Here is a 22918-nt window from a genome sequence, read left to right as displayed (position 1 = left end):
GCGGGGATGTTAGCCGGCCGCCAGCGACTTGAAGGCCTCGTCCAACTCGATCACGGTCCCCGATTCGTGGGTCTGGTAGCCCGGCAACTGGTTGACGGCCGTCCGGTATTCCTCGCTGCGCAGGATCTCGAGCATCTTCTGGACCGCGGGCGTGGCCAGCGCCTTCTCGTTGCACATCAGGCAGTAGCGCTCGGTCTGGCTCGGGATGAAGTCGAGCTTGAACTGGCGCGCCGGCGTCTCCACGCCGTAGCCCGCATCGGCCATCCCGCTGGCGACGAAGGCGGCGACCGCGGCATGCGTGTATTCGCACTGCTCGTAGCCCTTGATCTGCGCCGGCTCGATGCCTTCCCTGCGCAGCAGCAGGTCGAACAGCAGGCGCGTGCCGGAGTCGGCCTGGCGGTTGATGAAATGCACGTCGGGCCGGGCGAGGTCCCTGATCTGGTAGATCTCCTTCGGATTGCCGGGCGCCACCATCAGCCCCTGCCGCCGCGTCACGATGTTGATGATCTTCTGCGTGCCGAGCGTGAGCCAGTCGCCGTAGTGCTCGAGCACCGGCGCCTCGAATTCGCCCAGCGGCACGTGGAAGCCGGCCACGTCGCAATCGCCGTTGTGCAGCGACACGACAGCCTCGAGGCTGTTGCGGTACTTGAGCTCGTTCGGCACGTGGGCCGCGCCGAGGAAGTTGTGCAGCATCTGCACCGAGAAGCCATGGCTCGCGTGGATGCGCAGCAGCGCGGGCGCGGCCGAGAGCACCTTCTCGATCTCCGCGCCCAACTCGGAGGCGAGCGAATCGAGCATCGGCGACAGGCGCGCGACGATGCGGCGATCGGCCCACACCAGCTTCTCGCCGAGCAAGGTCAGGCTCGAGCCCTTGCCGCGCTCCATGAGCACCAGCGTCTCGCCGAACAGGAGCTCGCCTTCGTGCAGCAGGTCCCAGGCATGGCGATAGGACATGCCGGACGCCTTGCAGGCGCTGGCCAGGCTGCCGTGCTCATGCACCTTGACCAGCAGGTCGACCACCCGCCGCGGCAACGCGACGCCACCCGGACGGCGAATGATCCATTCGGGCTTGATCGTGACTTCATGCATACGTACGTGTGTTTTCGCTGGCGGCGCGCTCCGATTATGAATGCCCTCCAACGGCGGCATGGGTCCGCGGATGGGTCATAGGCACTCGAGCGCATATGGCTTCGATGGAACGTCGCATATTGCGCTGCGAATACTCCTGCCATCCAATCCACGCCGCAGCTTCCTCAGCGCGCTGGCGCTGTTCCATTGAATTCGCATCGAGACCCCGAGCCTTCGAGACTTTCCATTGATGACTGACCAACCCCCTTCCGCCACAGCACTGGCCATCGTGCGCGAGGTACTCGAACGGCGCGCTGCGATGCCGGGTGCGCTGCTGCCGATCCTGCACGACGTGCAGGATGCGCTCGGCCATATCCCGGCCGAGCTGGTGCCCGAGATCGCCGGTGCGCTCAATCTCTCGCGTGCCGAGGTGCATGGCGTGGTGAGCTACTACCACCACTTCCGCTCGCAACCGGCGGGCCGGCGGGTGGTGCAGATCTGCCGCGCCGAATCGTGCCAGGCCATGGGCGCCGAGGCGCTGCTGGCGCACGCGCAGCACCGGCTAGGCTGCGGGCTGCACGGCACCACGAAGGACGGCGAGTTCTCGCTGGAGCCGGTCTATTGCCTCGGTCTGTGCGCTTCGTCGCCGGCCATGATGCTGGGCGATGAACCGCACGCGCGCGTCACGCCGCAGGTCTTCGACGCGTTGCTGCAGGAAGCCGGGGCCTACGCATGAGCGCCGCGCCGGGCCGCCCCAAGCAGGCTCGCGCCCCCTTGGGGGGCAGCGAGGACACGAAGTGCCGAGCGTGGGGGCACGAATGACCGTCACCGTCTATGTGCCGCGTGACTCGGCCGCGCTGGCCGCCGGCGCCGAACGCGTGGCGCGCCGCATCGCCGAGGAGGCCGCGGCGCGCGGCGTCGCAGTGACGCTGGTGCGCAATGGCTCGAGAGGCCTGTTCTGGCTCGAACCGCTGGTGGAGGTCGCGACGCCCGCAGGGCGCATGGCCTACGGGCCCGTCACGCCCCGCGATGTGGCGGGGCTGTTCGACGCCGGCTTTCTCGACGGCGGCGCGCACGCGCTCGGTCTCGGCCTGACCGACGAGATCGCCTTCCTGAAGAAGCAGGAGCGCCTGACCTTCGCCCGCATGGGCATCACCGATCCGCTGTCGCTGGCCGACTACGAGGCCCACGAAGGCTTCGCCGGTCTGCGCCGCGCGCTCGCGATGGCGCCGGCGGACATCGTGCAGCAGGTGCTCGACGCCGGCCTGCGCGGCCGCGGCGGCGCGGCATTCCCGGCCGGCATCAAGTGGAAGACGGTGCTGGCCACGCCGGCGCCGCAGAAGTACGTGGTCTGCAATGCGGACGAGGGCGACTCCGGCACCTACTCCGATCGCATGACGATGGAAGGCGATCCGTTCATGCTGATCGAGGGCATGGCCATCGCCGGCATCGCCACCGGCGCGACGATGGGCTACATCTACGTGCGCTCCGAATACCCGCATGCCATCGCGACCCTGAACGAAGCCATCCGCCTCGCCGAGGCCGCGGGCTTTCTCGGCGCCGACGTGCTGGGCTCCGGCCATCGCTTCGTGCTCGAAGTGCGCAAGGCCGCCGGCGCCTACGTGTGCGGCGAAGAGACCGCGCTGCTCGAAAGCCTCGAGGGCAAGCGCGGCGTGGTGCGCGCCAAGCCGCCGCTGCCGGCCATCGTCGGGCTGTTCGGCCGGCCCACCGTGGTCAACAACGTGATCACCCTGGCCACCGTGCCGCTGATCCTGGCGCGCGGCGCCGAGTTCTACCGCGACTTCGGGCAGGGCCGCTCGCGCGGCACGCTGCCGTTCCAGCTGGCCGGCAACATCCGGCAGGGCGGGCTGGTCGAGAAGGCTTTCGGCGTCACCCTGCGCGAACTGCTCTACGACTTCGGCGGCGGCTCGGCCTCGGGCCGGCCGATCAAGGCGGTGCAGGTGGGCGGGCCGCTCGGCACCTACCTGCCGTCTTCGCAATGGGACATCCCGCTCGACTACGAAGCCTATGCCGCGGTCGGTGCCGTGGTCGGGCACGGCGGCCTGGTGGTGCATGACGACACGGCCGACATGGCCGCGCTCGCGCGCTACGCGATGGAATTCTGCGTCGTCGAATCGTGCGGCAAGTGCACGCCCTGCCGCATCGGCTCGACGCGCGGCGTCGAGGTGATCGATCGCATCCGTGCCGGCACCGATGCGCCGCGCCAGATCCGCCTCCTGCGCGACCTCTGCGACACGATGGTGCACGGCTCGCTGTGCGCGATGGGCAGCATGACGCCGTACCCGGTGCTCTCGGCACTCGATCACTTTCCGCAGGATTTCGACGGCGCCGCGGCCCACGACGCGGTCGCGCCGGCCGACACGAGGAGATGAAGAAGATGCACGATTCCCTGAACGAGATCGACTACGGCACGCCCCAACGCACGGCGGCGCGCGAGGTCACGCTCGACATCGACGGCACCGCGGTCACCGTGCCCGAAGGCACGTCGCTGATGCGCGCCGCCGCGCAGGCCGGCGTGCAGGTGCCCAAGCTCTGCGCCACCGACAGCCTCGAGCCCTTCGGCTCGTGCCGCCTGTGCCTGGTCGAGATCGAAGGCCGCAAGGGCTATCCCGCATCCTGCACCACGCCGGCCGAGGCCGGCATGCAGGTGCGCACGCAGACGCCGAAGCTGCTGGCACTGCGCAAGGGCGTGATGGAGCTCTACCTGTCGGACCTGCCGCCCGATGCCGCCGGCGCGCAGGCGCCGAGCAACGAACTGCAGCACATGGTGGCCGCGACAGGCGTGGAGGGCGTGCGCTACGGCTTCGGCGGCGCGAGCCATGCGAGCGACGCGAAGGACGAATCCAATCCGTACTTCACCTACGACCCGGCGCAGTGCATCGTCTGCAACCGCTGCGTGCGGGCCTGCGAGGAGACGCAGGGCACCTTCGCGCTGACCATCAGCGGCCGCGGCTTCGCGTCGCGCGTGTCGGCGGGGCAGAACGAATCGTTCATGGACTCCGAATGCGTGAGCTGCGGCGCCTGCGTCGCGGCCTGTCCGACCGACGCGCTGAAGGAGAAGACGCTGATCGCCATCGGCCAGCCCGAGCGCAGCGTCGTCACCACCTGCGGCTACTGCGGCGTCGGCTGCGGCTTCAAGGCCGAGATCAAGGGCGACGAGGTGGTGCGCATGGTGCCGTGGAAGGACGGCAAGGCCAACGAGGGCCACGCCTGCGTGAAGGGCCGCTTCGCCTGGGGCTATGCCTCGCACAAGGACCGCATCACCAGGCCGATGATCCGCGAGAAGATCACCGACCCGTGGCGCGAGGTGAGCTGGGACGAGGCCATCGGCCATGCGGCCAGCGAGTTCAAGCGCATCCAGGCCAAGTACGGCCGCGATGCCATCGGCGGCCTGACCTCGTCGCGCTGCACCAACGAAGAAGCCTACCTGGTGCAGAAGCTGGTGCGCGCGGCCTTCGGCAACAACAACGTCGACACCTGCGCGCGCGTGTGCCACTCGCCCACGGGCTACGGGCTCGGCGTGACGCTGGGCACCTCGGCCGGCACGCAGACCTTCAAGTCGGTGGAGCAGGCCGACGTGATCCTGGTCATCGGCGCCAACCCGACCGATGCGCATCCGGTGTTCGGGTCACGCATGAAGAAGCGATTGCGCGAGGGCGCGCAGCTGATCGTGGTGGATCCGCGGCGCATCGATCTCGTCAGGTCGCCGCACGTGCGCGCGGCGCACCATCTGCAGCTGCGGCCGGGCACCAACGTGGCGGTCGTCACCGCGCTCGCGCACGTCATCGTCGGCGAAGGGCTGGTCGACCAGGCCTACGTTGCCGAGCGCTGCGAGCAGAAGTCGTTCAACGAGTGGCGGGCCTTCGTCGCGCGACCCGAGAACTCGCCCGAGGCGACCGAGGCCGAGACCGGCGTGCCCGCCGCCGAGCTGCGCGCCGCCGCGCGCCTCTATGCCACGGCCGGCAACGCGGCGATCTACTACGGCCTCGGCGTCACCGAGCACAGCCAGGGATCGACCGCGGTGATCGCGATCGCCAACCTCGCGATGGCGACCGGCAACGTCGGCCGCGAAGGCGTCGGCCTCAATCCGCTGCGCGGCCAGAACAACGTCCAGGGTTCGTGCGACATGGGCTCCTTCCCGCACGAGCTGACCGGCTATCGCCACGTCTCGGACAGCACCGTGCGCGCCTCCTTCGAGGAGGCCTGGGGCGTGGACATCAACCCCGAGCCGGGCCTGCGCATTCCGAACATGTTCGATGCCGCGCTGGCCGGCACCTTCATGGGCCTGTATTGCCAGGGCGAGGACATCGTGCAGTCGGACCCGGACACCCAGCACGTCGCCGCGGCGATGATGGCGATGGAGTGCATCGTGGTGCAGGACATCTTCCTCAACGAGACCGCCAAGTACGCGCACGTGCTGCTGCCCGGCTCCTCCTTCCTGGAGAAGGACGGCACCTTCACCAACGCCGAGCGCCGCATCTCGCGCGTGCGCAAGATCGTCCCGCCGCTCGGCGGCTGGGGCGACTGGGAGGTGACGATGAAGCTGTCCAACGCGCTCGGCTATCCGATGAACTACACGCACCCGAGCGAGATCATGGACGAGATCGCCGCGCTCACGCCCACCTTCAGCGGCGTGAGCTTCGACAAGATCGACCGCATGGGCGGCAGCGTGCAGTGGCCCTGCAACGAATCATCGCCCGACGGCACGCCGACGATGCACGTCGGCCGCTTCGTGCGCGGCAAGGGCCGCTTCCTCGTCACCCAGTACGTGGCCTCGGACGAGAAGGTCACGCGCAAGTTCCCGCTGCTCTTGACCACCGGGCGCATCCTGTCGCAGTACAACGTCGGCGCGCAGACCCGGCGCACCGAGAACAACCAGTGGCATGCCGAGGACGTGCTGGAGATCCATCCGCACGACGCCGAGGAGCGCGGCATCCGGCACGGCGACTGGGTCGGCATCCAGAGCCGGGTCGGCGACACCGTGCTGCATGCCGACGTCACCGAGCGCGTGCGGCCGGGCGTGGTCTACACCACCTTCCATTTCCCCGAATCGGGCGCCAACGTGATCACCACCGACAACTCCGACTGGGCGACCAACTGCCCCGAGTACAAGGTGACCGCGGTGCAGGTGACGCGCGTGATGCAGCCGTCGAAATGGCAGCAGGAATACAGCCGCTTCAACCGCATCCAGGAGGCGCTGCTGAAGGAACGCGAGGAGGCCGGCCATGCCGTCGCGGCGAAATGATGAGGCGGGTGCCGCGTGAAGCCGGATGACGCCATGTTCCTGCGCGGCGGCGCCACGCAGCATGCGGTGCGCGGGGTTCGCAAGGGGCGCGAACTCGCGGGCCGCGACTGGGTGGCCGACGAGGTGCCGGTGGCGCTCGAGTTCAACGGCGTATCGCATGCCGTGATGCTGGCCACGCCGCTGGACCTGGAAGACTTCGCGCTCGGCTTTGCGCTGAGCGAAGGCGTGCTGGCGAGCCGCGACGAGCTCTACGACGTCGAACAGCACGAGGACGCGCTCGGCATCACGATGCGGCTGCGCATCGCCGCTGCCGCCTTCGCGCGCCTCAAGGACCGGCGCCGGTCGCTGGCCGGACGCACCGGCTGCGGCCTCTGCGGCACCGAAAGCCTGGCCCATGTGGCGCGCGAGTTGCCCGTGCTGCCCGACGGCCCCCGATTCGAGCGGCAGGCCGTCGCGCGCGCGATGGCCGAACTGGGCGGCCTGCAGACCCTGCAACGCGCGACCGGCGCGGTGCACGCCGCGGCCTGGTGCTCGGCGCACGGCGAGATCCATCTTTTGCGCGAGGACGTGGGTCGCCACAACGCGCTCGACAAGCTGATCGGCGGGCTCGTCGCTGCGCGGCATCCCGGGCCCGACACCGGCTTCATCGTGGTCACCAGCCGCGCCAGCTTCGAGATGGTGCAGAAGAGCGTGATCGCGGGCGTGCCGCTGCTGGCCGCCGTCTCGGCACCCACCTCGCTCGCGATCCGCACGGCCGCGGCCGCGCGCCTGACGCTGGCCGGCTTCGCGCGCGGCGACGATCTGGTCGCCTACGCCCATCCGGAGCGACTCTCGCTCGAACCCCTCTAACGAATAGCCCGATGCAAGTCGACAACCTGATCCGCATGGCCAACCAGATCGGCAGCTTCTTCGAGGCGATGCCCGATCGGCCTCAGGCATTGAAGGACATCGCGCTGCACATTCGCAAGTTCTGGGATCCCCGCATGCGGCGGGCCTTCCTGGAGCACGTCGACCAGACCGGCGGCGCAGCGTTGAACGAGGTGCTGGGCGAAACCCTTCGCCTGCATCGCGACATCCTGGACTGGCGAACGCAGCCCGCTACAGCACGAAGCGCGTCACCGTGACGTAGTGGCTCACCGTGCCGGCCAGCACGAACAGATGCCAGGTGCCATGCGCATGGCGCCAGCCGCGGCGATTGCGATAGAACACCGTGCCGATCGAATACAGCGCGGCGCCGGCCAGCAGCCACGCGAGGCCGGCACCGTCGAGCCGCTCGACGATCGGCGCGGCGGCCAGCACGCCGATCCAGCCCATGCCCACATAGAGCAGCAGCGAGGGCCTGGGCGGCTCGCCCGGCCGCAGCTCGCGGCCGATGCCGAACAGCGCGGCGCCCCAGGTCGCGACCAGGAGCGCCCAGCCCCACGCGCCTTGCAGCGTGACCAGGGCGAACGGCGTATAGCTCCCGGCGATCAGCAGGTAGATCGCACAGTGGTCGACGCGCTGCCAGAACAGGCGCGTGCGGCCGCGCGTGCTGTGAAAGAGCGTCGACGCGGCGTAGAGCGTCACCATCGACAGCGCGAAGACGAGCGCGCTCGCCGTCCTCGCCGGGTCGCCGCCGGGCACGGTGCGCGCGAGCAGCAGGGCGGAGCCTGCCGTGGCCAGCATCAGCCCGAGCAGGTGGCTGTATCCGTTGAAGCGTTCGCCGGGGTACATGAAGGATCGCGATCGTGAGGATGTCGGTGAGGATGTCGAGTGGGCCGCCGCAATGCGGCAGCGTCATGACATCAGACGCCGATCGGCGGCGGCGCGCATCCACCATCGGGTCTGGGCGTTCGCGCTACGCCCTGGCTGCGGTGCCTATGACTCGATGCGCCTCACCTGCACCGTGGCCTCGAGCCCTTCGTAGGCTTCGGCCGGGCCGTACCAGCTCCCGCTGATCGGCGCGGCCTGCGAGGGATCGCGCGCGACGCCGACGCGGATCAGCTGGCCGCTGCCGGCCAGGTTGTTGGTCGGGTCGTAGGCCACCCAGCCGGCGCCCGGCAGATAGGCATGCAGCCAGGCATGCGTGGCGCCGGCACCGGTCACCGTGTCGCCGGGCGCGGCGCTGCCGCTGTCGAGCGCGGCGTCGTAGAGATAGCCCGAGACGAAGCGCGTGGCGACGCCGAGGCGGCGCGCGGCTTCCATCATCAGCAGCGTGTAGTCGCGGCAACTGCCGGTGCCCAGCGCCAGCGTCGCGAGCGGTGTCTGCGTGCCTTCCTCGTCGCGCGCCGCATAGGTGAGGCTCTGGCCGATGTGGGCATTCATGCGCGCGAGCACTTCGCGCGTGCTGTTGGGCTTATCGCTGTGCAGGAACTGATGCGCCCAGCGGATCAACACGCCCTCGGGATCGTCATGGTGCGGACGCAGGTAGTGCTCCAGGTCCAGCCGCTCCTGCACCGAGTAGGCGAAGGGCAGGAACTCGGCCGCCGGCTCGAGTTCGAGCGTGTGATGCGGCGCGCTCACCTGCTGGATCGAGAAGGAACAAACGATGCGCAGCTCGGTCGCCTCGCCCATCGGCTGCACCAGCGCCACCGAGTTGGAATGCGGATCCTGGATCATCCGCACGTAGGCCTGGGGGCTGACCTGCAGGTCGGTCGCCAGCACGCGCAGGTCATTGCTGTCGCGCGGCCTGAACATCACGCGGTGCAGGCCGAAGCTCACCGGCTCGTTGTAGCGGTAGACGGTGGTGTGGACGATGTCGTACTGGGTGGCCATGCGCGATTGTGGCGCCGTCGACGGCCGCCGGACCGCATTCGCATCAACGCCCTTGCACGCGCCGCGTGTCGAGGGCACGCGCCAGCGTTGCCGGCAGCGCCAGCGGCTCGCCGTGCCAGCGCGCGGCCAGCAGCTCGGCGCACAGGGCCGCGAAGCTCAGGCCGCGCGAACCCATCGCCGTGCAGAGCCAGACGCCCGGCATGCCTTCGGCATCGAGCGGCCCGACCAGCGGCCGGCGGTCGCCGGAGGCGCAGCGCACGCCGACCCAGGGCTCGGTGGCGCCGCGTTCGAAGGCCGGCGCGAGCGCCGCGGCGGCCGTCGGGTGAAGCCGCTCCAAGCGGGCACGATTGACTTCGGTGTCGACGGCATTCGGCGCGAGCGCTTCGCTGTCGCGGTCGAAGGTGGCGCCCGCCAGCCACAGCGCACCGCCGGCATCGGGCACGTGTGCGATCAGGTGGCCGTCGCCATTGAGGGGCGCCGCGGGCAGCATCAGGCCGCCGTGCATGCGCCCGGTCTCGAGCTGGCCGCGCACCGGTTGCAAAGGCATCGAGGCGGCGAATGCGCGGCTCTCGTGGCCGGCCGCGATCACCACGCGGTCGGCGTCGGCGATGGCGGCGTGTTGCGTGTCGAAGAGCGTCCAGCCCGTGCCGCGCGCGCTCAGGCGGGCGATGCGCCGGTTGGGTTCGAAGCGGATCCCGGGCTGCGCGAGCCAGGCCGCGATCAGCCGCGACGGGCGCACCCAGCCGCCGCGCCGGTGCCACAGCGCAGTGGTGTCGGCTGGCAGTCCTGCTGCGTCCAGCTGCGTCGGCGATGCGCGCCATGACTCGTTGGGTCCGTCGGCCGACCAGCCGGGCGGCAGGCGGGCATTGCCGGTCTCGCGCCGCTCGAGCACGCCGCTCGCGCACCAGTCGATGCCTTCTTCCAGCAGCGCTTCGAGCTGTTGCCAGATGATGCGAATGCCTGTGCGCGTGAGGCGCGAGAGCAGCGCGTCGTCGGGCGACACATGGGGCGAGAGCACACCCGCCGGCAATCCGGAAGCGCCGGCTGCGGGTTGATCTGCGGCGTCGAAGACCGTGACACGCCAGCCGCGACGCGCGAGGCTGGATGCCACCGCAGCGCCTGCCAGCCCGGCGCCGATGACCGCGCAATGCCCGGCTGCCGGCGCGCGCTCGTCGATGATCGGAACACCGCGCCGCCGCACCTGCCAGGCCGGTTCGAACACGCCTTGCAGGCAGTCGCGTTTCGGCGGCAGGCCCGGTGCCTTGTGGATCCGGAAGCCGCATTGCGTCAGTGCGTCGCGCACCGGCCGCGCGATGCTCCAGGTCGCGATGCGCGTGCCGCGCCGCGTGAAGCGCGACACGCCCTTGAGCGTGTCCGGGGACCACATCTGCGGATTGCGCGCCGGGCTGAAGCCATCCAGAAAGATGCTGTCGGCCTCGAAGTGCTGCGCGCGCAGCATCGGCTGCACGTCGCCGATGCAAAGGGTGAGCAGCACGCGGCCCTGGTCGAAGGCCAGCCGATGGAAGCCGGGCAGGAGGCCCCACCATTGCGCGCCCAGCTCGCCGGCGAGCGCCGCAAGTTCGGGACAGGCCGCCGCTGCGCGCGCGAGGTCATCGCGCGAAACCGGGAACGCTTCGATGGAAACGAAGTGCAAGCGCTGCGGACGCTGCGGATCCGCGCGCCAGGCCTGCCAGGTTGTCAGAAAGTTGAGGCCGAGGCCGAAGCCGGTTTCGAGAATCAGCCATTGCGGGCGACCGGCCCATGCCGCGGGCAGGCCGCAGCCCGCCAGGAAGACATGCCGCGCCTGCGCGGGCGCGCCGCTTTCGGTGTGGTAGATGTCGTCGAAGCGCGCGCTGCGCGGGACGCCGTCGGCACGCCAGTCGACGGGCTCGGCCATGCGGGCCTCGGGAACTCAGGATGCGGAAGGCGGCACGTAGCCCTGCGCGACGTCGGCGCCGCCGCCGAAGAAGTGGTTCTCCATCTGGCGCGCGAGGTATTGCCTTGCCCGCGCATCGGCGAGGTTCAAGCGGTTCTCGTTGACCAGCATCGTCTGCTGCTTGAGCCAGGCGGCCCAGGCTTCCTTGCTGACGTTTTCCCACAGACGCTTGCCGAGTTCGCCAGGGTAGGGCGGGAAGTCGAGCCCTTCGGCCTCTTTGCCGAGCTTGATGCACTGAACCATGCGAGCCATTTGGGTTGCCTTTGGGTGTCTTAGTTGATTTGGCTATTAGAAACTGAGAACTCGGTCGTTCGCGTTTCCATATGCGATATCCAGAATACGCGGCTTCAACGTCATGCCATCGAGCAGCACAAGACCATGAGCCTTCGCCGCGACTTTATCAAGCTTTCCCTCGGTACCGCCGCTGCAGCCGGCATCGCCCTGACGGCATTGCCGTCGTTTGCCCAGGGCGTGACCTTGCTCAACGTGTCATACGACCCGACGCGCGAACTCTACGTCGACTACAACCAGGCCTTCGTCAAGTACTGGAAAGCCAAGACCGGGCAGGACGTGACGATCAAGCAATCGCACGGCGGCTCGGGCAAGCAGGCGCGCTCGATCATCGACGGCCTCGATGCCGACGTCGCCACACTCGCGCTGGCCGGCGACACCGACGCGCTCGCGACGCACGGCGGCCTCGTCAAGCCCGACTGGCAGAAGCGTCTGCCGCACAACTCGGCGCCCTACACCTCGACCATCGTCTTCCTCGTGAAGAAGGGCAATCCCAAGGGTCTCAAAGACTGGGACGACCTGGTGAAGCCGGGCGTGCAGGTGATCACGCCCAACCCAAAGACCTCGGGCGGGGCGCGCTGGAACTACCTCGCAGCCTGGGAGTTCGCCAAGCGCAAGTACGGCGGCGATGCGAAGGCCAAGGAATTCGTCGCCAACCTCTACAAGAACGTGCCCGTGCTCGACACCGGCGCGCGCGGCTCGACCATCACCTTCGTGCAGCGCGGCGTCGGCGACGTGTTGCTCGCATGGGAGAACGAGGCCTTCCTGGCGCTGAAGGAATTCGGCCCCGAGAAGTTCGAGATCGTGGTGCCGTCGATCAGCATCCTGGCCGAGCCCACGGTCGCGGTGGTCGATAAGGTGGTCGACAAGAAGGGCACGCGCGCCGTGGCCGAGGAGTATCTGAAGTACCTGTATTCCGATGAAGGCCAGGACATCGCCGGCCGCAACTACTACCGGCCGACCTCGGACAAGGCCAAGGCGAAGTACGAGAAGCAGTTTCCCAAGCTCACGCTGTTCACCATCGACCAGGCCTTCGGCGGCTGGACCCAGGCTGACAAGGTGCACTTTGCAGATGGCGGCTCCTTCGACCAGATCTACGTGAATAAATAACTCGTGTCCGTTCTTCTCATTGCCGGCAGCCCCTCTGCGCCTTCACGCTCCGCCGTTCTTCTCGATGCCGTGGCCGCGCGTCTGTCGCTGCGCGAGGTGCGGGTCGAACGGCTTGCGATCCGCGAGCTTGCGGCGCATGCCCTCCTGCTCGGCGAGGCCTCGCATCCTTCGGTGCAGCACGCGGCCGAGCAGGTGCGGCGTGCCGATGCGATCGTGATCGCGACGCCGGTCTACAAGGCGGCCTACAGCGGCGTGCTCAAGGTGTTCCTCGATCTGCTGCCGCAGTCCGCGCTCAAGGGCAAGACGGTGCTGCCGCTGGCCACCGGCGGCAGCCCGCATCACATGCTGGCGCTGGACTATGCGCTCAGGCCGGTGCTGCAATCGCTGGCCGCGCGGCACATCCTGCCGGGCGTGTACGCGACCGACGGCCAGGTCACGCTGCAGCTCGAGGGCGCCTACCAGCTGCAGGCCGAACTCGCGCAGCGGCTCGACGATGCGGTCGACACGCTGGCGAGCGAAGGGCTCCGGCTGCCGGCCGCCGCGGGCTTCGAGGCGGTGGCGTTCTCGCGCGTGCGATGTAGCGTCTGACGACCGCTGGCACGGCGCTCCGGCCCATGCGCCGTACTGGGCTGTCCGATCTTTTTTTCGTTTTCTTTCAGGAGTTCTTCATGCCCATTCAAGCCATCAACGTCCGCAATCAATTCAAGGGCAAGGTCCGCGAGATCGTGCGCGGCGACGTCGTCTCCGAGATCGATGTCGAGACGCCGTGGGGCATCGTGACCTCGGTCATCACCACGCGCTCGGTCGACGAGCTGCAGCTCAGGGTCGGCTCCGATGTCGTGGCGCTGGTGAAATCGACCGAGGTGTCGATCGCGAAGCTCTAGGCTGGCAGAAACCCCGCCGGGGCGGGGTTTTGTGCGATGGTGCAAGGTCGGACCCCCGCACCACCGGAGAAAACCCATGTCCCTTTTCGATGTCAACGACATCGTGCTCGCGCTGCACCAGGCGCGCGACGAATGGCGCGATTCGCAAAGGCGCTCGCGCGAACCCGGCAGCCGGGAGTTCCCGTCGCGCGATGCGCTGGCCGGCATCGTCGAATCGCTCAAGGGTGCGCTGTTCCCGATGCGTCTCGGGCCGCCCGATCTGCGGCACGAGAGCGAGGATTTCTACGTCGGCCACACGCTGCATTCCGCGCTGCAGTCCCTGCTGGTGCAGTCGAGGCTGGAGCTGCGCTACAACGCGCGCCACAACCCGCGCGATGCAGAGGCCATCGATGCCGAAGGCGCCGCCGCCGTGCGCGCATTCGCCGCGGCGCTGCCGGGCATCCGGCGCTTGCTGGACGGCGATGTGCTCGCGGCCTTCCAGGGCGATCCGGCGGCGCGCAGCGTCGACGAGGTGCTGCTGTGCTATCCGGGCATCCTCGCGATGGTTCACCATCGGCTCGCGCACCAGCTCTACGGCCTCGGGCTGCCGTTGCTCGCGCGCATCGTGGCCGAGATCGCGCACGGGCAGACCGGCATCGACATCCATCCGGGCGCGAAGATCGATGCCGGCTTCTTCATCGACCATGGGACGGGCGTCGTGATCGGCGAGACCGCGGTGATCGGCAAGCGCGTTCGCATCTACCAGGCCGTGACGCTGGGCGCCAAGCGTTTTCCGACCGACGGCGAAGGCAAGCTGCAAAAGGGCCTGCCGCGCCATCCGGTGGTGGAGGACGACGTGGTGATCTATGCCGGTGCGACGATCCTTGGCCGCGTGACGCTGGGCAAGGGCGCGACCATCGGCGGCAACGTGTGGATCACCGACGACGTGCCGCCGGGCGCCAGCGTGACGCAGGCGAGCCTGCAGAACGCGCCGCAGCACAGGGCGGCCTGAGCGAAGCTTTCAGAAGTCAGAAAAAAGCCTCGGCGGCTCCGCATAATCCATCTTGCTTCCCGTCCACCCGTTCCAAGGAGCTTTCATGAGCCAGACCAAAATCGCCGTCATCGTCGGCAGCCTGCGCAAGGATTCGTTCAATCGCAAGCTGGCACTTGCCATTGCGCATCTCGCGCCCGCGGACTTCACGTTCGAGCACGTGCGCATCGACGACCTGCCGGCCTACAACCAGGACGATGACGGCAACCAGGCGTCGGCCGTCAAGCGGCTCAAGTCGGAGATCGCCGCGGCGCAGGGGCTGCTGTTCGTGACGCCGGAATACAACCGCTCGATCCCCGGCGTGCTCAAGAACGCGATCGACAACGCCTCGCGGCCTTACGGGCAGAGCGCATGGGCGGGCAAGCCGGCGGGTGTCATTGGCGTGTCGGTCGGCGCCATCGGCACCGCGCTCGCGCAGCAGCATCTGCGCAACATCCTGGCCTACCTCGACGTGCCGACCATGGGCCAGCCCGAAGTCTTCCTGCAGAACAAGGAAGGGCTGTTCGACGACAAGGGGCATATCGCGGAAGCCAGCAAGCAGTTTCTGCAGGCATGGATCGACAAGTACGTGGCCTGGGTCAAGGCCCACTCGGTCTGAGCTGATCCCGATCGCGCCTAGAGCGCGACGGCCACGAGCCATCGGCGAACGATCTGCTCTTCGTCGGGTGTGAGCGAGGCGGCCAGTTGCCGCTCCAGTGCACGCACGCGCTGGCGGGATGCGCCCAGCAGCCGTTCGCCTTCGGCCGTGACATCGAGATGCTGGATGCGTCCGTGCACCGCATGGGCGCGCCGCTCGAGCGCGCCCGAGCGCTCGAGGTTCGAGACGATCACGCTCACGGTTTGCGGTGTCAGCATGGCCAGGCGGGCGATCTCGGCATTCGAGATGCCCGGATAGGCCACCAGCATCGTCAGCACCACGAACTGCGGCGGCGTCACGCCGAGGTCGGACAGGGCGCGCTCCATGCGCCGTGCGTGCGCCGCACCGGCCTGCCGCAGCAGATAGCCCAGATAGCCTTCGGGACCGCGTTTGCCTTCGCCGATCTTCGGGATCGAAGGCCCATCCGGAATCGTGGTCTTGCGCATGATGTCAGGGCTCGAATAACATGTTCGTACTCTGATATTTAACCATGAAGGACTCGCATTCCATGAGCACGTTGCCGCCCCGGATCGACTATCCGGACTTCGCCAGGCAAGCGCCCGCCGTGCATTCGGCACTGCGCGCAATGAGCAAGGCCGTCGACGATTCCGGGCTGGAAAAGTCGCTGACCGAGCTGATCAAGCTGCGTGCATCGCAGATCAACGGCTGTGCCTTCTGCCTGCAATTCCATCTCAATGTGCTGCGCAAGCTGGGCGTGGAGGCGCCGAGGCTCGATCTGGTCGCGGCCTGGCGCGACGCCGGCGTGTTCTCGGCGCGCCAAGCCGCCGCGCTCGAATGGACCGAGACGCTGACGTTGATGGCGCAGCGCCACACCGACGACGCGGCCTGGCAGGCGCTGCGGCTTCACTTCAGTGAATCGGAGGCAATGAACCTCACCGTAGCGATCGGCACCATCAACCAATGGAACCGGATCGCCGTGGCCCTGCGCTTCGCACCGCCGATTGCAGAGGGAAGCGCTGCATAACCCGCGAAGCGGGCGGGCGTTCAGGCCGCCAGCGAGGCGACGTCCTGATTGGCTGCGTGGCCGGTCGCGGTCGCGATGTCGGCCCGCGCGACGCTGAGTGCGGCTGCCTTCGCCGCTTCGCCCATCGCCACGCCCTCGGCGCGCACGAAGCGCACGTCGGTGATGCCGAAGAAGCCGAAGATGACTTTCAGGTAGCTTTCCTGATGCTCCATCGCCTGGCCGCCTTCGCTGGTCGAGTAGATGCCGCCGCGCGCCAGTGCGACGATCACGGTCTTGCCGGTGGCGAGGCCGACCGCGCCCTTGTCGGTGTACTTGAAGGTGCGGCCTGCCTGCGCGAGCCGGTCGATCCATGCCTTGAGCTGGGTCGGCACGGTGAAGTTGTAGAGCGGCGCGCCGATCACGATCACGTCGGCGGCGAGAAACTGGCTCACCAGCTTTTCCGACACTTCGTTCTCGCGGCGCTGGGCGTCGGTGGGTTCGGCCTGGATGCCGACCTTGATGCCGAGCGCGTCGGCGCTGAAATGGTTCGGGGTCTCGACCGCGAGATCGAGGTAGTCGACCGTCGTGTGGGGATGGGCCCGACGCCAGTCGGCCACCACTTCGGCGGTGAGTTGGCGGGATACCGAGTTGGTGCCCAGGATGCTGGAATCGACGTGGAGCAGCTTCATGATCAATGCTTTCCTTGAAAGGGCCGGCACGGAAATCGGTCGGCATGGGTGAATTCTATTTTTGATGTGATTGCTTGATAAGTCGGTAAAATTAGGTCATATCGTCCCAATAACAGGACAATCGATCGATGCAAGACCTGAATGACATGGTTTTCTTTGCCGAGGTCGCGGAACACGGCGGCTTTGCTGCCGCGAGCCGCGCGCTCGGCATTCCCAAGTCGCGGCTGTCCAGGCGCGTGGCCGACCTGGAGGCGCAACTGGGCGTGCAGCTGATGCAGCGCAGCACCCGGCGCCTGTCGCTCACGCCGGCTGGCGAGCTCTACCTGCGCCATTGCGCGGCCATGCGCGACGCGGCGCAGGCGGCCGCCGAAGCGGTCGCGCAGGTGCAGACCGAGCCGCGCGGCACCGTGCGCCTGAGCTGTCCGGTGACGCTGGCGCAGAGCGCGCTGGGTCCGCTGCTGCCGATCTTCATGCAGCGCTATCCGGCCGTGCGGATCGAGATGCGGGTGCTGAACCGGCCGGTCGATCCGGTCGAGGAGGGCGTGGATCTGGCGCTGCGCGTGCGGCCGCAGATCGAGGACAGCGCCACGCTCGTGGCCAAGACCTTCGGCGTCAGCCGCGGCATCCTGGTCGCTAACCCGGAGCAGCTCCGAAAGCAGGGGCCCGTGCGCACGCCGGCCGATCTGTCGAAGCTCGACACCGTCTCGATGTCGAGCGGCGAGGGACGCACTCACTGGCGCCTCGAAGGGCCCGACGGCGCCGTGGAGACGCATTCGCACACGCCTCGCTATGTGGCCGACGATCTGTTGACGCTCAAGTTCGCCGTGGTGCAGGGGACCGGCGCGTCGGTGCTGCCGGACTACATGTGCCGCGGCGAACTGAAGGCCGGCCAACTGGTGGAGGTCTTGCCGGGATGGGGGCCGGCGCCGGGTATTACGCACGCCATGTTCCCGGCGCGCCGGGCGCTCGTGCCCGCCATTCGGCGTCTGATCGATTTCCTGGCCGAAAACCTGAACGGCGACGAACCTCACGCGCTGGCCGGCTGAGCTCGTTATGCGCAAAACGCCATATTCAAACAAGTAGATATTCGTTTACGGATGAAGAGCGGATTCCGACAATCCTCAACTCACCTTCTCCGGAGCAACCATGGCCACCCTGCGACTCGGCGACATCGCCCCCGATTTCACCCAAGACTCCAACGAGGGTCCGATCGATTTCTACAGGTGGGCCGGGGATGCCTGGGTGGTGCTGTTCTCCCATCCCGCCGATTTCACGCCCGTGTGCACCACGGAACTGGGCAAGACCGCCGCGCTGTCGGGCGAGTTCGCCAGGCGCGGCGTCAAGCCGATCGCAATCAGTGTCGATCCGGCGGACAAGCACAAGGAATGGATCGGCGACATCAACGACACGCAGAGCACCACCGTCGATTTTCCGATCCTGGCCGACGCCGACCGCAAGGTGGCCGACCTCTACGACCTGATCCATCCGAACGCTTCGACCACGGCGACCGTGCGCAGCGTGTTCATCATCGATCCGAAGAAGGCGATCCGCGCCACCATCACCTATCCCGCGAGCACGGGCCGCAACTTCGACGAGATCCTGCGCGTGATCGATTCGCTGCAGCTGACCGACAGCCACAAGGTCGCGACGCCGGTGAATTGGCAGGACGGCGACGATGTCGTGATCAGCCCGAGCATCCAGGACCCGGCGGAGCTCGCGCAACGCTTCCCGAAGGGCTTCAAGGCCATCCGGCCCTATCTGCGATTGACACCGCAGCCCAATAAATAAGCCCGCGTGACGAAACCGACCATCGTCATCGTGCCGGGCTGGCGCGATTCCGGGCCGGGACACTGGCAGAGCCTGTGGGCGGAGCGCATGCAGGGCGCGGTGCGCGTGGTGCAGGACGACTGGCTCGCGCCGGGCCGCGCGGCGTGGGTATCCATGCTCGAGACCCGCGTGCTTGAATGCCCCGGTCCGGTGGTGATCGTCGCGCACAGTCTCGGCTGCATCGCGACCGCGCATCTGCCCGAGGCCGCTGCCGCACGCATCAGCGGCGCGCTGCTGGTGGCGCCGGCCGACCCCGAGCGCCGCGCGGTGCTGTCGGATTTCGCGCCCGTTCCCCATGCGAAGCTGCCGTACCGCAGCATCGTGGTGGCGAGCGGCAACGACCCCTATTGCCCGGTCCGGCTGGCCGGCGCCTATGCCCGTGCCTGGGGCAGCGAATTCGTTCGCATGCAAAATGCCGGCCACATCAACCTCGAATCGGGGCATGGTGACTGGCCCCTCGGTCTCGCATTGCTCCAATCCCTGACGGACGAGCCCGCGAACCTCCTGGCCGGCCGCAGCAATATCGAACCTTTGGCAACCCTATGACTTCCAGAATCAAGACGATCCTCGGCGCCCTCGTGCTCGCCGCAAGCGGCGCCGCATCCGCCCAGACCACCTTGCTCAATGTCTCCTACGACGTGGCGCGCGAGTTCTACAAGGACTACAACACCGCCTTCGTCGCGCATTACAAAGCGACCACCGGCAAGGACGTCAAGATCGACCAGTCGCATGCCGGCTCCAGCGCGCAGGCGCGCGCGGTGGCCGACGGCCTCGATGCCGATGTGGTGACCATGAACACCACCACCGACATCGAGTTCCTCGCCAACGCCGGCGTGGTGGCCAAGGACTGGGCCAAGCGCTTCCCGAACAACGCGGCGCCGACCACCTCGACCATGCTGTTCCTCACGCGCAAGGGCAACCCCAAGGGCATCAAGGACTGGGACGACCTGATCAAGCCCGGCGTGCAGGTCGTGGTCGTCAATCCCAAGACCGGCGGCAACGGCCGCTACGCCTACTTGGCTGCGTGGGGCTACGTCAAGAAGAAGGGCGGCACCGACGCCCAGGCCGCCGAGTTCGTCGGCAAGCTGTTCAAGAACGTGCCGGTGCTCGCGCGCGGTGGCCGCGATGCGACGACCGCCTTCCTGCAGCGCAACATCGGCGACGTGCTGATCACCTTCGAATCGGAGGTCGTGTCGATCGACCGCGAGTTCGGCGCCGGCAAGGTCGATGCGGTGTATCCGTCGATCAGCATCCTGGCCGAGAACCCGGTCGCGGTGGTCGAACGCACGGTGGCGAAGAAGGGCACCGGCGAACTCGCGAAGGCCTACCTCGACTACCTCTATTCGGACGAGGCGCAGGAGATCGCGGCCAAGCACGCGCTGCGCCCGCGCTCGGAAGCAGTGCTCAAGAAATACGCCGCGACCTTCAAGCCGCTGCAACTCTTCACCGTGCAGGAACTGTTCGGCAGCCTCAGCGAAGCGCAGAAGGTGCACTTCAACGATGGCGGCCAGTTCGACAAGCTGTACACACCTGGCGCCAAGTAAATGGCTGGGGTTGTCTCGTCGGCGCTGCCGTCCGCCACGGCGGCGCCGCTTGCGCGTGCGGGCAATACCGGCGTGTCGCGGCGCGTGCTGCCCGGCTTTCACATCACGCTCGGCTTCTCGCTGCTGTACCTGTGCCTGATCGTCCTGATCCCGCTGTCCGCGCTGGTCTTCAAGACCTTCACGATGAGTTGGGACCAGTTCTGGGTCGCGGTGACCGCGCCGCGCGTGATGGCGTCCTACCGCCTGACCTTCGGCGCGTCGCTGATCGCCGCGCTGGTCAACCTCGTCTTCGGCCTGCTCGTGGCCTGGGTGCTGGTGCGCTACAAGTTCCCGGGCAAGCGCATCGTCGATGCGCTGGTCGACCTGCCGTTCGCGCTGCCCACCGCGGTCGCCGGCATCTCGCTGACCGCGCTCCTGGCGGGCAACGGCTGGATCGGCCAGTACCTCGAACCGCTCGGCATCAAGCTGGCCTTCACGCCGGCGGGTATCGTGATCGCGCTGATCTTCATTGGCCTGCCGTTCGTGGTGCGCACGGTGCAGCCGGTGCTCGAAGACACCGAGAAGGAACTCGAGGAGGCCGCGACCAGCCTGGGTGCGACCCGGCTGCAGACCTTCACGCGGGTGATCCTGCCCTCGATCATGCCGGCGCTGCTGACCGGCTTCGCGATGGCCTTCGCGCGCGCGATCGGTGAGTACGGCTCGGTGATCTTCATCGCCGGCAACATGCCGATGATCTCGGAGATCACGCCGCTGATCATCATCGGCAAGCTCGAGCAGTACGACTATGCGGGCGCCACCGCGGTGGCCTTGGTGATGCTGGTGCTGTCCTTCGTGCTGCTGCTGGTCATCAACGGCCTGCAGGCCTGGCAGCGGCGCCGCTCGGGGGCTTCGTCATGAGCGCGCCAGCCAGCGTGGTCCGGCGCGCCGCGGCCGGCACCACCGAATCGGCCTGGGTGCGCTGGACATTGATCGGCATTGCGTTGGCCTTCATGCTGCTGTTCCTCGTGCTGCCGCTGGCCGCTGTCGCGGCCGAAGCGCTGCGCAAGGGATTCGGCGCCTACTTCCAGGCGCTCGAGGAGCCCGATGCCTGGAGTGCGATCCGCCTGACCCTGCTCACGGCCGCGATCGCCGTGCCGGCCAACCTGGTCTTCGGCGTGGCAGCGGCCTGGGCGATCGCCAAGTTCGAATTCCGGGGCAAGGCTTTTCTCACGACGCTGGTCGATCTGCCCTTCGCCGTGTCGCCGGTGGTCGCGGGGCTGATCTACGTGCTGGTGTTCGGCGCGCAGGGCTGGTTCGGTCCCTGGCTGGCCGCACACGACATCAAGATCATCTTCGCTGTGCCCGGCATCGTGCTGGCCACGGTGTTCGTGACCTTTCCCTTCATCGCGCGCGAACTGGTGCCGCTGATGCAGGCGCAGGGCACCGAGGAGGAGCAGGCCGCCATCGTGCTCGGCGCCACGGGCTGGCAGACCTTCTGGCACGTGACCCTGCCGAACATCAAATGGGGGCTGCTGTACGGCGTCATTCTGTGCAATGCGCGCGCCATGGGCGAGTTCGGCGCGGTGTCGGTCGTGTCGGGCCACATCCGCGGCCAGACCAACACCATGCCGCTGCATGTCGAGGTGCTCTACAACGAGTACCAGTCGGTGGCCGCGTTCGCGGTGGCCTCGCTGCTGGCCATCCTGGCACTGGTCACGCTGGTGATCAAGTCCTTCATCGAGTGGCGGCACGAGCGCGAGATGAAGGCCATCGCAGAACTGCCGCCGGAGCGGCCGCAACCCGCCGTCGCGGCCCTGGGAGGAACATCATGAGCATCGAGATCCGCAACGTCAGCAAGCGCTTCGGCGAGTTCCACGCGCTGCGCGATGTCAGCCTCGACGTGGCGTCGGGCGAGCTCGTCGCGCTGCTCGGCCCCTCGGGCTGCGGCAAGACCACGCTGCTGCGCATCATCGCGGGGCTGGAGACCGCCGACACCGGCAGCATCCTGTTCGCCGGCGAGGACACGACCGACGTCCACGTGCGCGAGCGCCAGGTCGGCTTCGTGTTCCAGCACTACGCGCTGTTCCGGCACATGACGGTGTTCGAGAACGTCGCCTTCGGCCTGCGCGTGAAGCCGCGCGGCGTGCGTCCGAGCGAGGCGCAGATCAAGACCAAGGTGCACGACCTGCTCAAGCTGGTGCAGCTCGACTGGCTGGCCGACCGCTATCCGGCACAGCTGTCGGGCGGCCAGCGCCAGCGCATCGCGCTGGCCCGTGCGCTCGCGGTGGAGCCCAAGGTGCTGCTGCTCGACGAACCCTTCGGCGCGCTCGACGCCAAGGTGCGCAAGGAACTGCGCCGCTGGCTGCGCCGCCTGCACGACGAGCTGCACGTGACCAGCATCTTCGTCACCCATGACCAGGAGGAAGCGCTCGAAGTGGCCGACCGCGTGGTGCTGATGAACAGCGGGCGCGTCGAGCAGGTCGGCTCGCCGCAGGACGTGTGGGACCGGCCGGCCAGCCCCTTCGTCTATGGCTTTCTCGGCGACGTCAACCTGTTCCATGGCCGTGCGCACGAGGGCGAGGTGCATGTGGAAGGCATTCGCATCGATACGCCGGAAAGCCGCGGGCTGCGTGACGGCAAGGCGCTGGCCTATGTGCGGCCGCACGACCTCGACATCGCGCGCTATGTGCCGGCCACGACAGCGAACGGCTCCGCACGGACCCAGGGCATCGTCGCGACGCTGAGCCGTGCCATCGTGGTCGGTCCGATCGCAAGGCTGGAACTCGAACCGGTCGAATCGAATCCTGATAATCCGGGGTCCGGAACCATCATCGAGGCGCAACTTCCTGCGCAACAGTTCCGGGATCTCGGCTTGCGGGAAGGCGAAACAGTGGTCGCCACGCCGCGCCGGGCCCGTGTGTTCGTGGAGGGACCATAGC

Annotated in this window: 25 protein-coding genes; 18 read left to right on the top strand and 7 right to left on the bottom strand. The window is 67.9% G+C overall.

What is annotated here, in order from left to right:
- Window positions 1-9 precede the first annotated feature (9 nt).
- Entirely contained in the window at window positions 10-1089 is a 1080-nt protein-coding gene (locus tag E5P2_RS14170) for a substrate-binding domain-containing protein (RefSeq protein ID WP_162567779.1), read from the bottom strand.
- A 229-nt stretch (window positions 1090-1318) separates the two neighbouring features.
- On the opposite strand from E5P2_RS14170, the gene E5P2_RS14165 reads away from it, so the two are divergent.
- The 5 genes from E5P2_RS14165 to E5P2_RS14145 all read left to right on the top strand — a co-directional run bounded on the left by E5P2_RS14165 (window position 1319) and on the right by E5P2_RS14145 (window position 7458).
- Window positions 1319-1804, top strand: coding sequence for a formate dehydrogenase subunit gamma (locus E5P2_RS14165; RefSeq protein WP_162567778.1), 486 nt, complete (start codon window positions 1319-1321; stop codon window positions 1802-1804).
- Window positions 1805-1886: 82 nt separating this feature from the next.
- On the top strand, window positions 1887-3461 hold the full coding sequence (locus E5P2_RS14160; RefSeq protein WP_162567777.1) for a formate dehydrogenase beta subunit: 1575 nt from the start codon (window positions 1887-1889) through the stop codon (window positions 3459-3461).
- A 5-nt stretch (window positions 3462-3466) separates the two neighbouring features.
- Window positions 3467-6334, top strand: coding sequence for a formate dehydrogenase subunit alpha (gene fdhF / locus E5P2_RS14155; protein ID WP_162567776.1), 2868 nt, complete (start codon window positions 3467-3469; stop codon window positions 6332-6334).
- Window positions 6335-6367: 33 nt separating this feature from the next.
- Entirely contained in the window at window positions 6368-7183 is an 816-nt protein-coding gene (gene fdhD / locus E5P2_RS14150) for a formate dehydrogenase accessory sulfurtransferase FdhD (protein ID WP_162570492.1), read from the top strand.
- Window positions 7184-7194: 11 nt separating this feature from the next.
- Window positions 7195-7458, top strand: coding sequence for a formate dehydrogenase subunit delta (locus E5P2_RS14145; protein ID WP_162567775.1), 264 nt, complete (start codon window positions 7195-7197; stop codon window positions 7456-7458).
- Here the strand turns inward: E5P2_RS14145 and trhA are convergent.
- The 4 genes from trhA to E5P2_RS14125 form a co-directional block, all read right to left on the bottom strand.
- On the bottom strand, window positions 7433-8047 hold the full coding sequence (gene trhA / locus E5P2_RS14140) for a PAQR family membrane homeostasis protein TrhA (protein WP_162567774.1): 615 nt from the start codon (window positions 8045-8047) through the stop codon (window positions 7433-7435). The two genes, E5P2_RS14145 and trhA, sit on opposite strands and share 26 nt — an antisense overlap.
- Before the next feature lie 144 nt (window positions 8048-8191).
- Complete coding sequence (locus E5P2_RS14135) at window positions 8192-9088, bottom strand: transglutaminase family protein (RefSeq protein ID WP_162567773.1); 897 nt, start codon at window positions 9086-9088, stop codon at window positions 8192-8194.
- A gap of 43 nt (window positions 9089-9131) precedes the next feature.
- Window positions 9132-10985, bottom strand: coding sequence for an FAD-dependent 5-carboxymethylaminomethyl-2-thiouridine(34) oxidoreductase MnmC (gene mnmC, locus E5P2_RS14130; RefSeq protein ID WP_162567772.1), 1854 nt, complete (start codon window positions 10983-10985; stop codon window positions 9132-9134).
- Window positions 10986-11000: 15 nt separating this feature from the next.
- The gene (locus tag E5P2_RS14125; RefSeq protein WP_162567771.1) at window positions 11001-11276 is read right to left on the bottom strand and encodes an oxidative damage protection protein; all 276 of its coding nucleotides are present in this window, start codon (window positions 11274-11276) and stop codon (window positions 11001-11003) included.
- Window positions 11277-11402: 126 nt separating this feature from the next.
- Here E5P2_RS14125 and E5P2_RS14120 point away from each other — a divergent pair, with 126 nt between their 5' ends.
- The 5 genes from E5P2_RS14120 to E5P2_RS14100 all read left to right on the top strand — a co-directional run bounded on the left by E5P2_RS14120 (window position 11403) and on the right by E5P2_RS14100 (window position 14937).
- A complete protein-coding gene (locus E5P2_RS14120) occupies window positions 11403-12425 on the top strand; it encodes a sulfate ABC transporter substrate-binding protein (protein WP_162567770.1) in 1023 nt (340 codons plus the stop codon).
- A 3-nt stretch (window positions 12426-12428) separates the two neighbouring features.
- Window positions 12429-13013, top strand: coding sequence for an NADPH-dependent FMN reductase (gene ssuE, locus E5P2_RS14115; protein ID WP_162567769.1), 585 nt, complete (start codon window positions 12429-12431; stop codon window positions 13011-13013).
- An 80-nt stretch (window positions 13014-13093) separates the two neighbouring features.
- A complete protein-coding gene (locus tag E5P2_RS14110) occupies window positions 13094-13309 on the top strand; it encodes a TOBE domain-containing protein (RefSeq protein ID WP_162567768.1) in 216 nt (71 codons plus the stop codon).
- Between the two features lie 76 nt (window positions 13310-13385).
- A complete protein-coding gene (gene epsC, locus E5P2_RS14105; RefSeq protein ID WP_162567767.1) occupies window positions 13386-14300 on the top strand; it encodes a serine O-acetyltransferase EpsC in 915 nt (304 codons plus the stop codon).
- 85 nt (window positions 14301-14385) lie between these two features.
- Complete coding sequence (locus E5P2_RS14100; protein WP_162567766.1) at window positions 14386-14937, top strand: NADPH-dependent FMN reductase; 552 nt, start codon at window positions 14386-14388, stop codon at window positions 14935-14937.
- A 17-nt stretch (window positions 14938-14954) separates the two neighbouring features.
- Here E5P2_RS14100 and E5P2_RS14095 read toward each other — a convergent pair whose 3' ends face one another.
- Window positions 14955-15422, bottom strand: a complete 468-nt coding sequence (locus E5P2_RS14095) for a MarR family winged helix-turn-helix transcriptional regulator (RefSeq protein ID WP_162567765.1) — start codon at window positions 15420-15422, stop codon at window positions 14955-14957.
- Between the two features lie 62 nt (window positions 15423-15484).
- Between E5P2_RS14095 and E5P2_RS14090 the strand changes: the two genes are divergently transcribed.
- A complete protein-coding gene (locus E5P2_RS14090; protein WP_162567764.1) occupies window positions 15485-15961 on the top strand; it encodes a carboxymuconolactone decarboxylase family protein in 477 nt (158 codons plus the stop codon).
- A 20-nt stretch (window positions 15962-15981) separates the two neighbouring features.
- On the opposite strand, the gene E5P2_RS14085 is transcribed toward E5P2_RS14090, so the two are convergent.
- Window positions 15982-16629 (bottom strand): FMN-dependent NADH-azoreductase, encoded by a 648-nt coding sequence (locus E5P2_RS14085; protein ID WP_162567763.1) that lies wholly within the window; start codon window positions 16627-16629, stop codon window positions 15982-15984.
- A gap of 128 nt (window positions 16630-16757) precedes the next feature.
- Between E5P2_RS14085 and E5P2_RS14080 the strand changes: the two genes are divergently transcribed.
- From E5P2_RS14080 to E5P2_RS14050, 7 genes are all read left to right on the top strand, one after another.
- Window positions 16758-17675, top strand: a complete 918-nt coding sequence (locus tag E5P2_RS14080) for a LysR family transcriptional regulator (RefSeq protein WP_162567762.1) — start codon at window positions 16758-16760, stop codon at window positions 17673-17675.
- A 100-nt stretch (window positions 17676-17775) separates the two neighbouring features.
- On the top strand, window positions 17776-18417 hold the full coding sequence (locus E5P2_RS14075; protein ID WP_162567761.1) for a peroxiredoxin: 642 nt from the start codon (window positions 17776-17778) through the stop codon (window positions 18415-18417).
- 6 nt (window positions 18418-18423) lie between these two features.
- On the top strand, window positions 18424-19002 hold the full coding sequence (locus E5P2_RS14070) for an RBBP9/YdeN family alpha/beta hydrolase (RefSeq protein WP_162567760.1): 579 nt from the start codon (window positions 18424-18426) through the stop codon (window positions 19000-19002).
- Complete coding sequence (locus E5P2_RS14065) at window positions 18999-20000, top strand: sulfate ABC transporter substrate-binding protein (RefSeq protein WP_162567759.1); 1002 nt, start codon at window positions 18999-19001, stop codon at window positions 19998-20000. The genes E5P2_RS14070 and E5P2_RS14065 overlap by 4 nt, the downstream gene beginning before the upstream one ends.
- Window positions 20001-20897: a sulfate ABC transporter permease subunit CysT gene (gene cysT, locus E5P2_RS14060; protein ID WP_162567758.1), complete on the top strand. Its 897-nt coding sequence runs from the start codon at window positions 20001-20003 to the stop codon at window positions 20895-20897. It abuts the gene before it with no gap.
- Entirely contained in the window at window positions 20894-21811 is a 918-nt protein-coding gene (cysW, locus tag E5P2_RS14055; RefSeq protein ID WP_162567757.1) for a sulfate ABC transporter permease subunit CysW, read from the top strand. The genes cysT and cysW overlap by 4 nt, the downstream gene beginning before the upstream one ends.
- Window positions 21808-22917 carry a sulfate/molybdate ABC transporter ATP-binding protein gene (locus tag E5P2_RS14050; protein ID WP_162567756.1) on the top strand — a complete coding sequence of 370 codons (1110 nt, stop codon included), beginning with the start codon at window positions 21808-21810 and terminating at the stop codon, window positions 22915-22917. Before cysW ends, E5P2_RS14050 begins: the two co-directional genes overlap by 4 nt.
- Window position 22918 lies beyond the last annotated feature (1 nt).

Origin of the sequence: Variovorax sp. SRS16, from assembly GCF_901827165.1 — a bacterium.
Classification (GTDB): Bacteria; Pseudomonadota; Gammaproteobacteria; order Burkholderiales; family Burkholderiaceae_C; genus Variovorax.
This window is presented reverse-complemented; position numbering and strand designations above follow the sequence as displayed.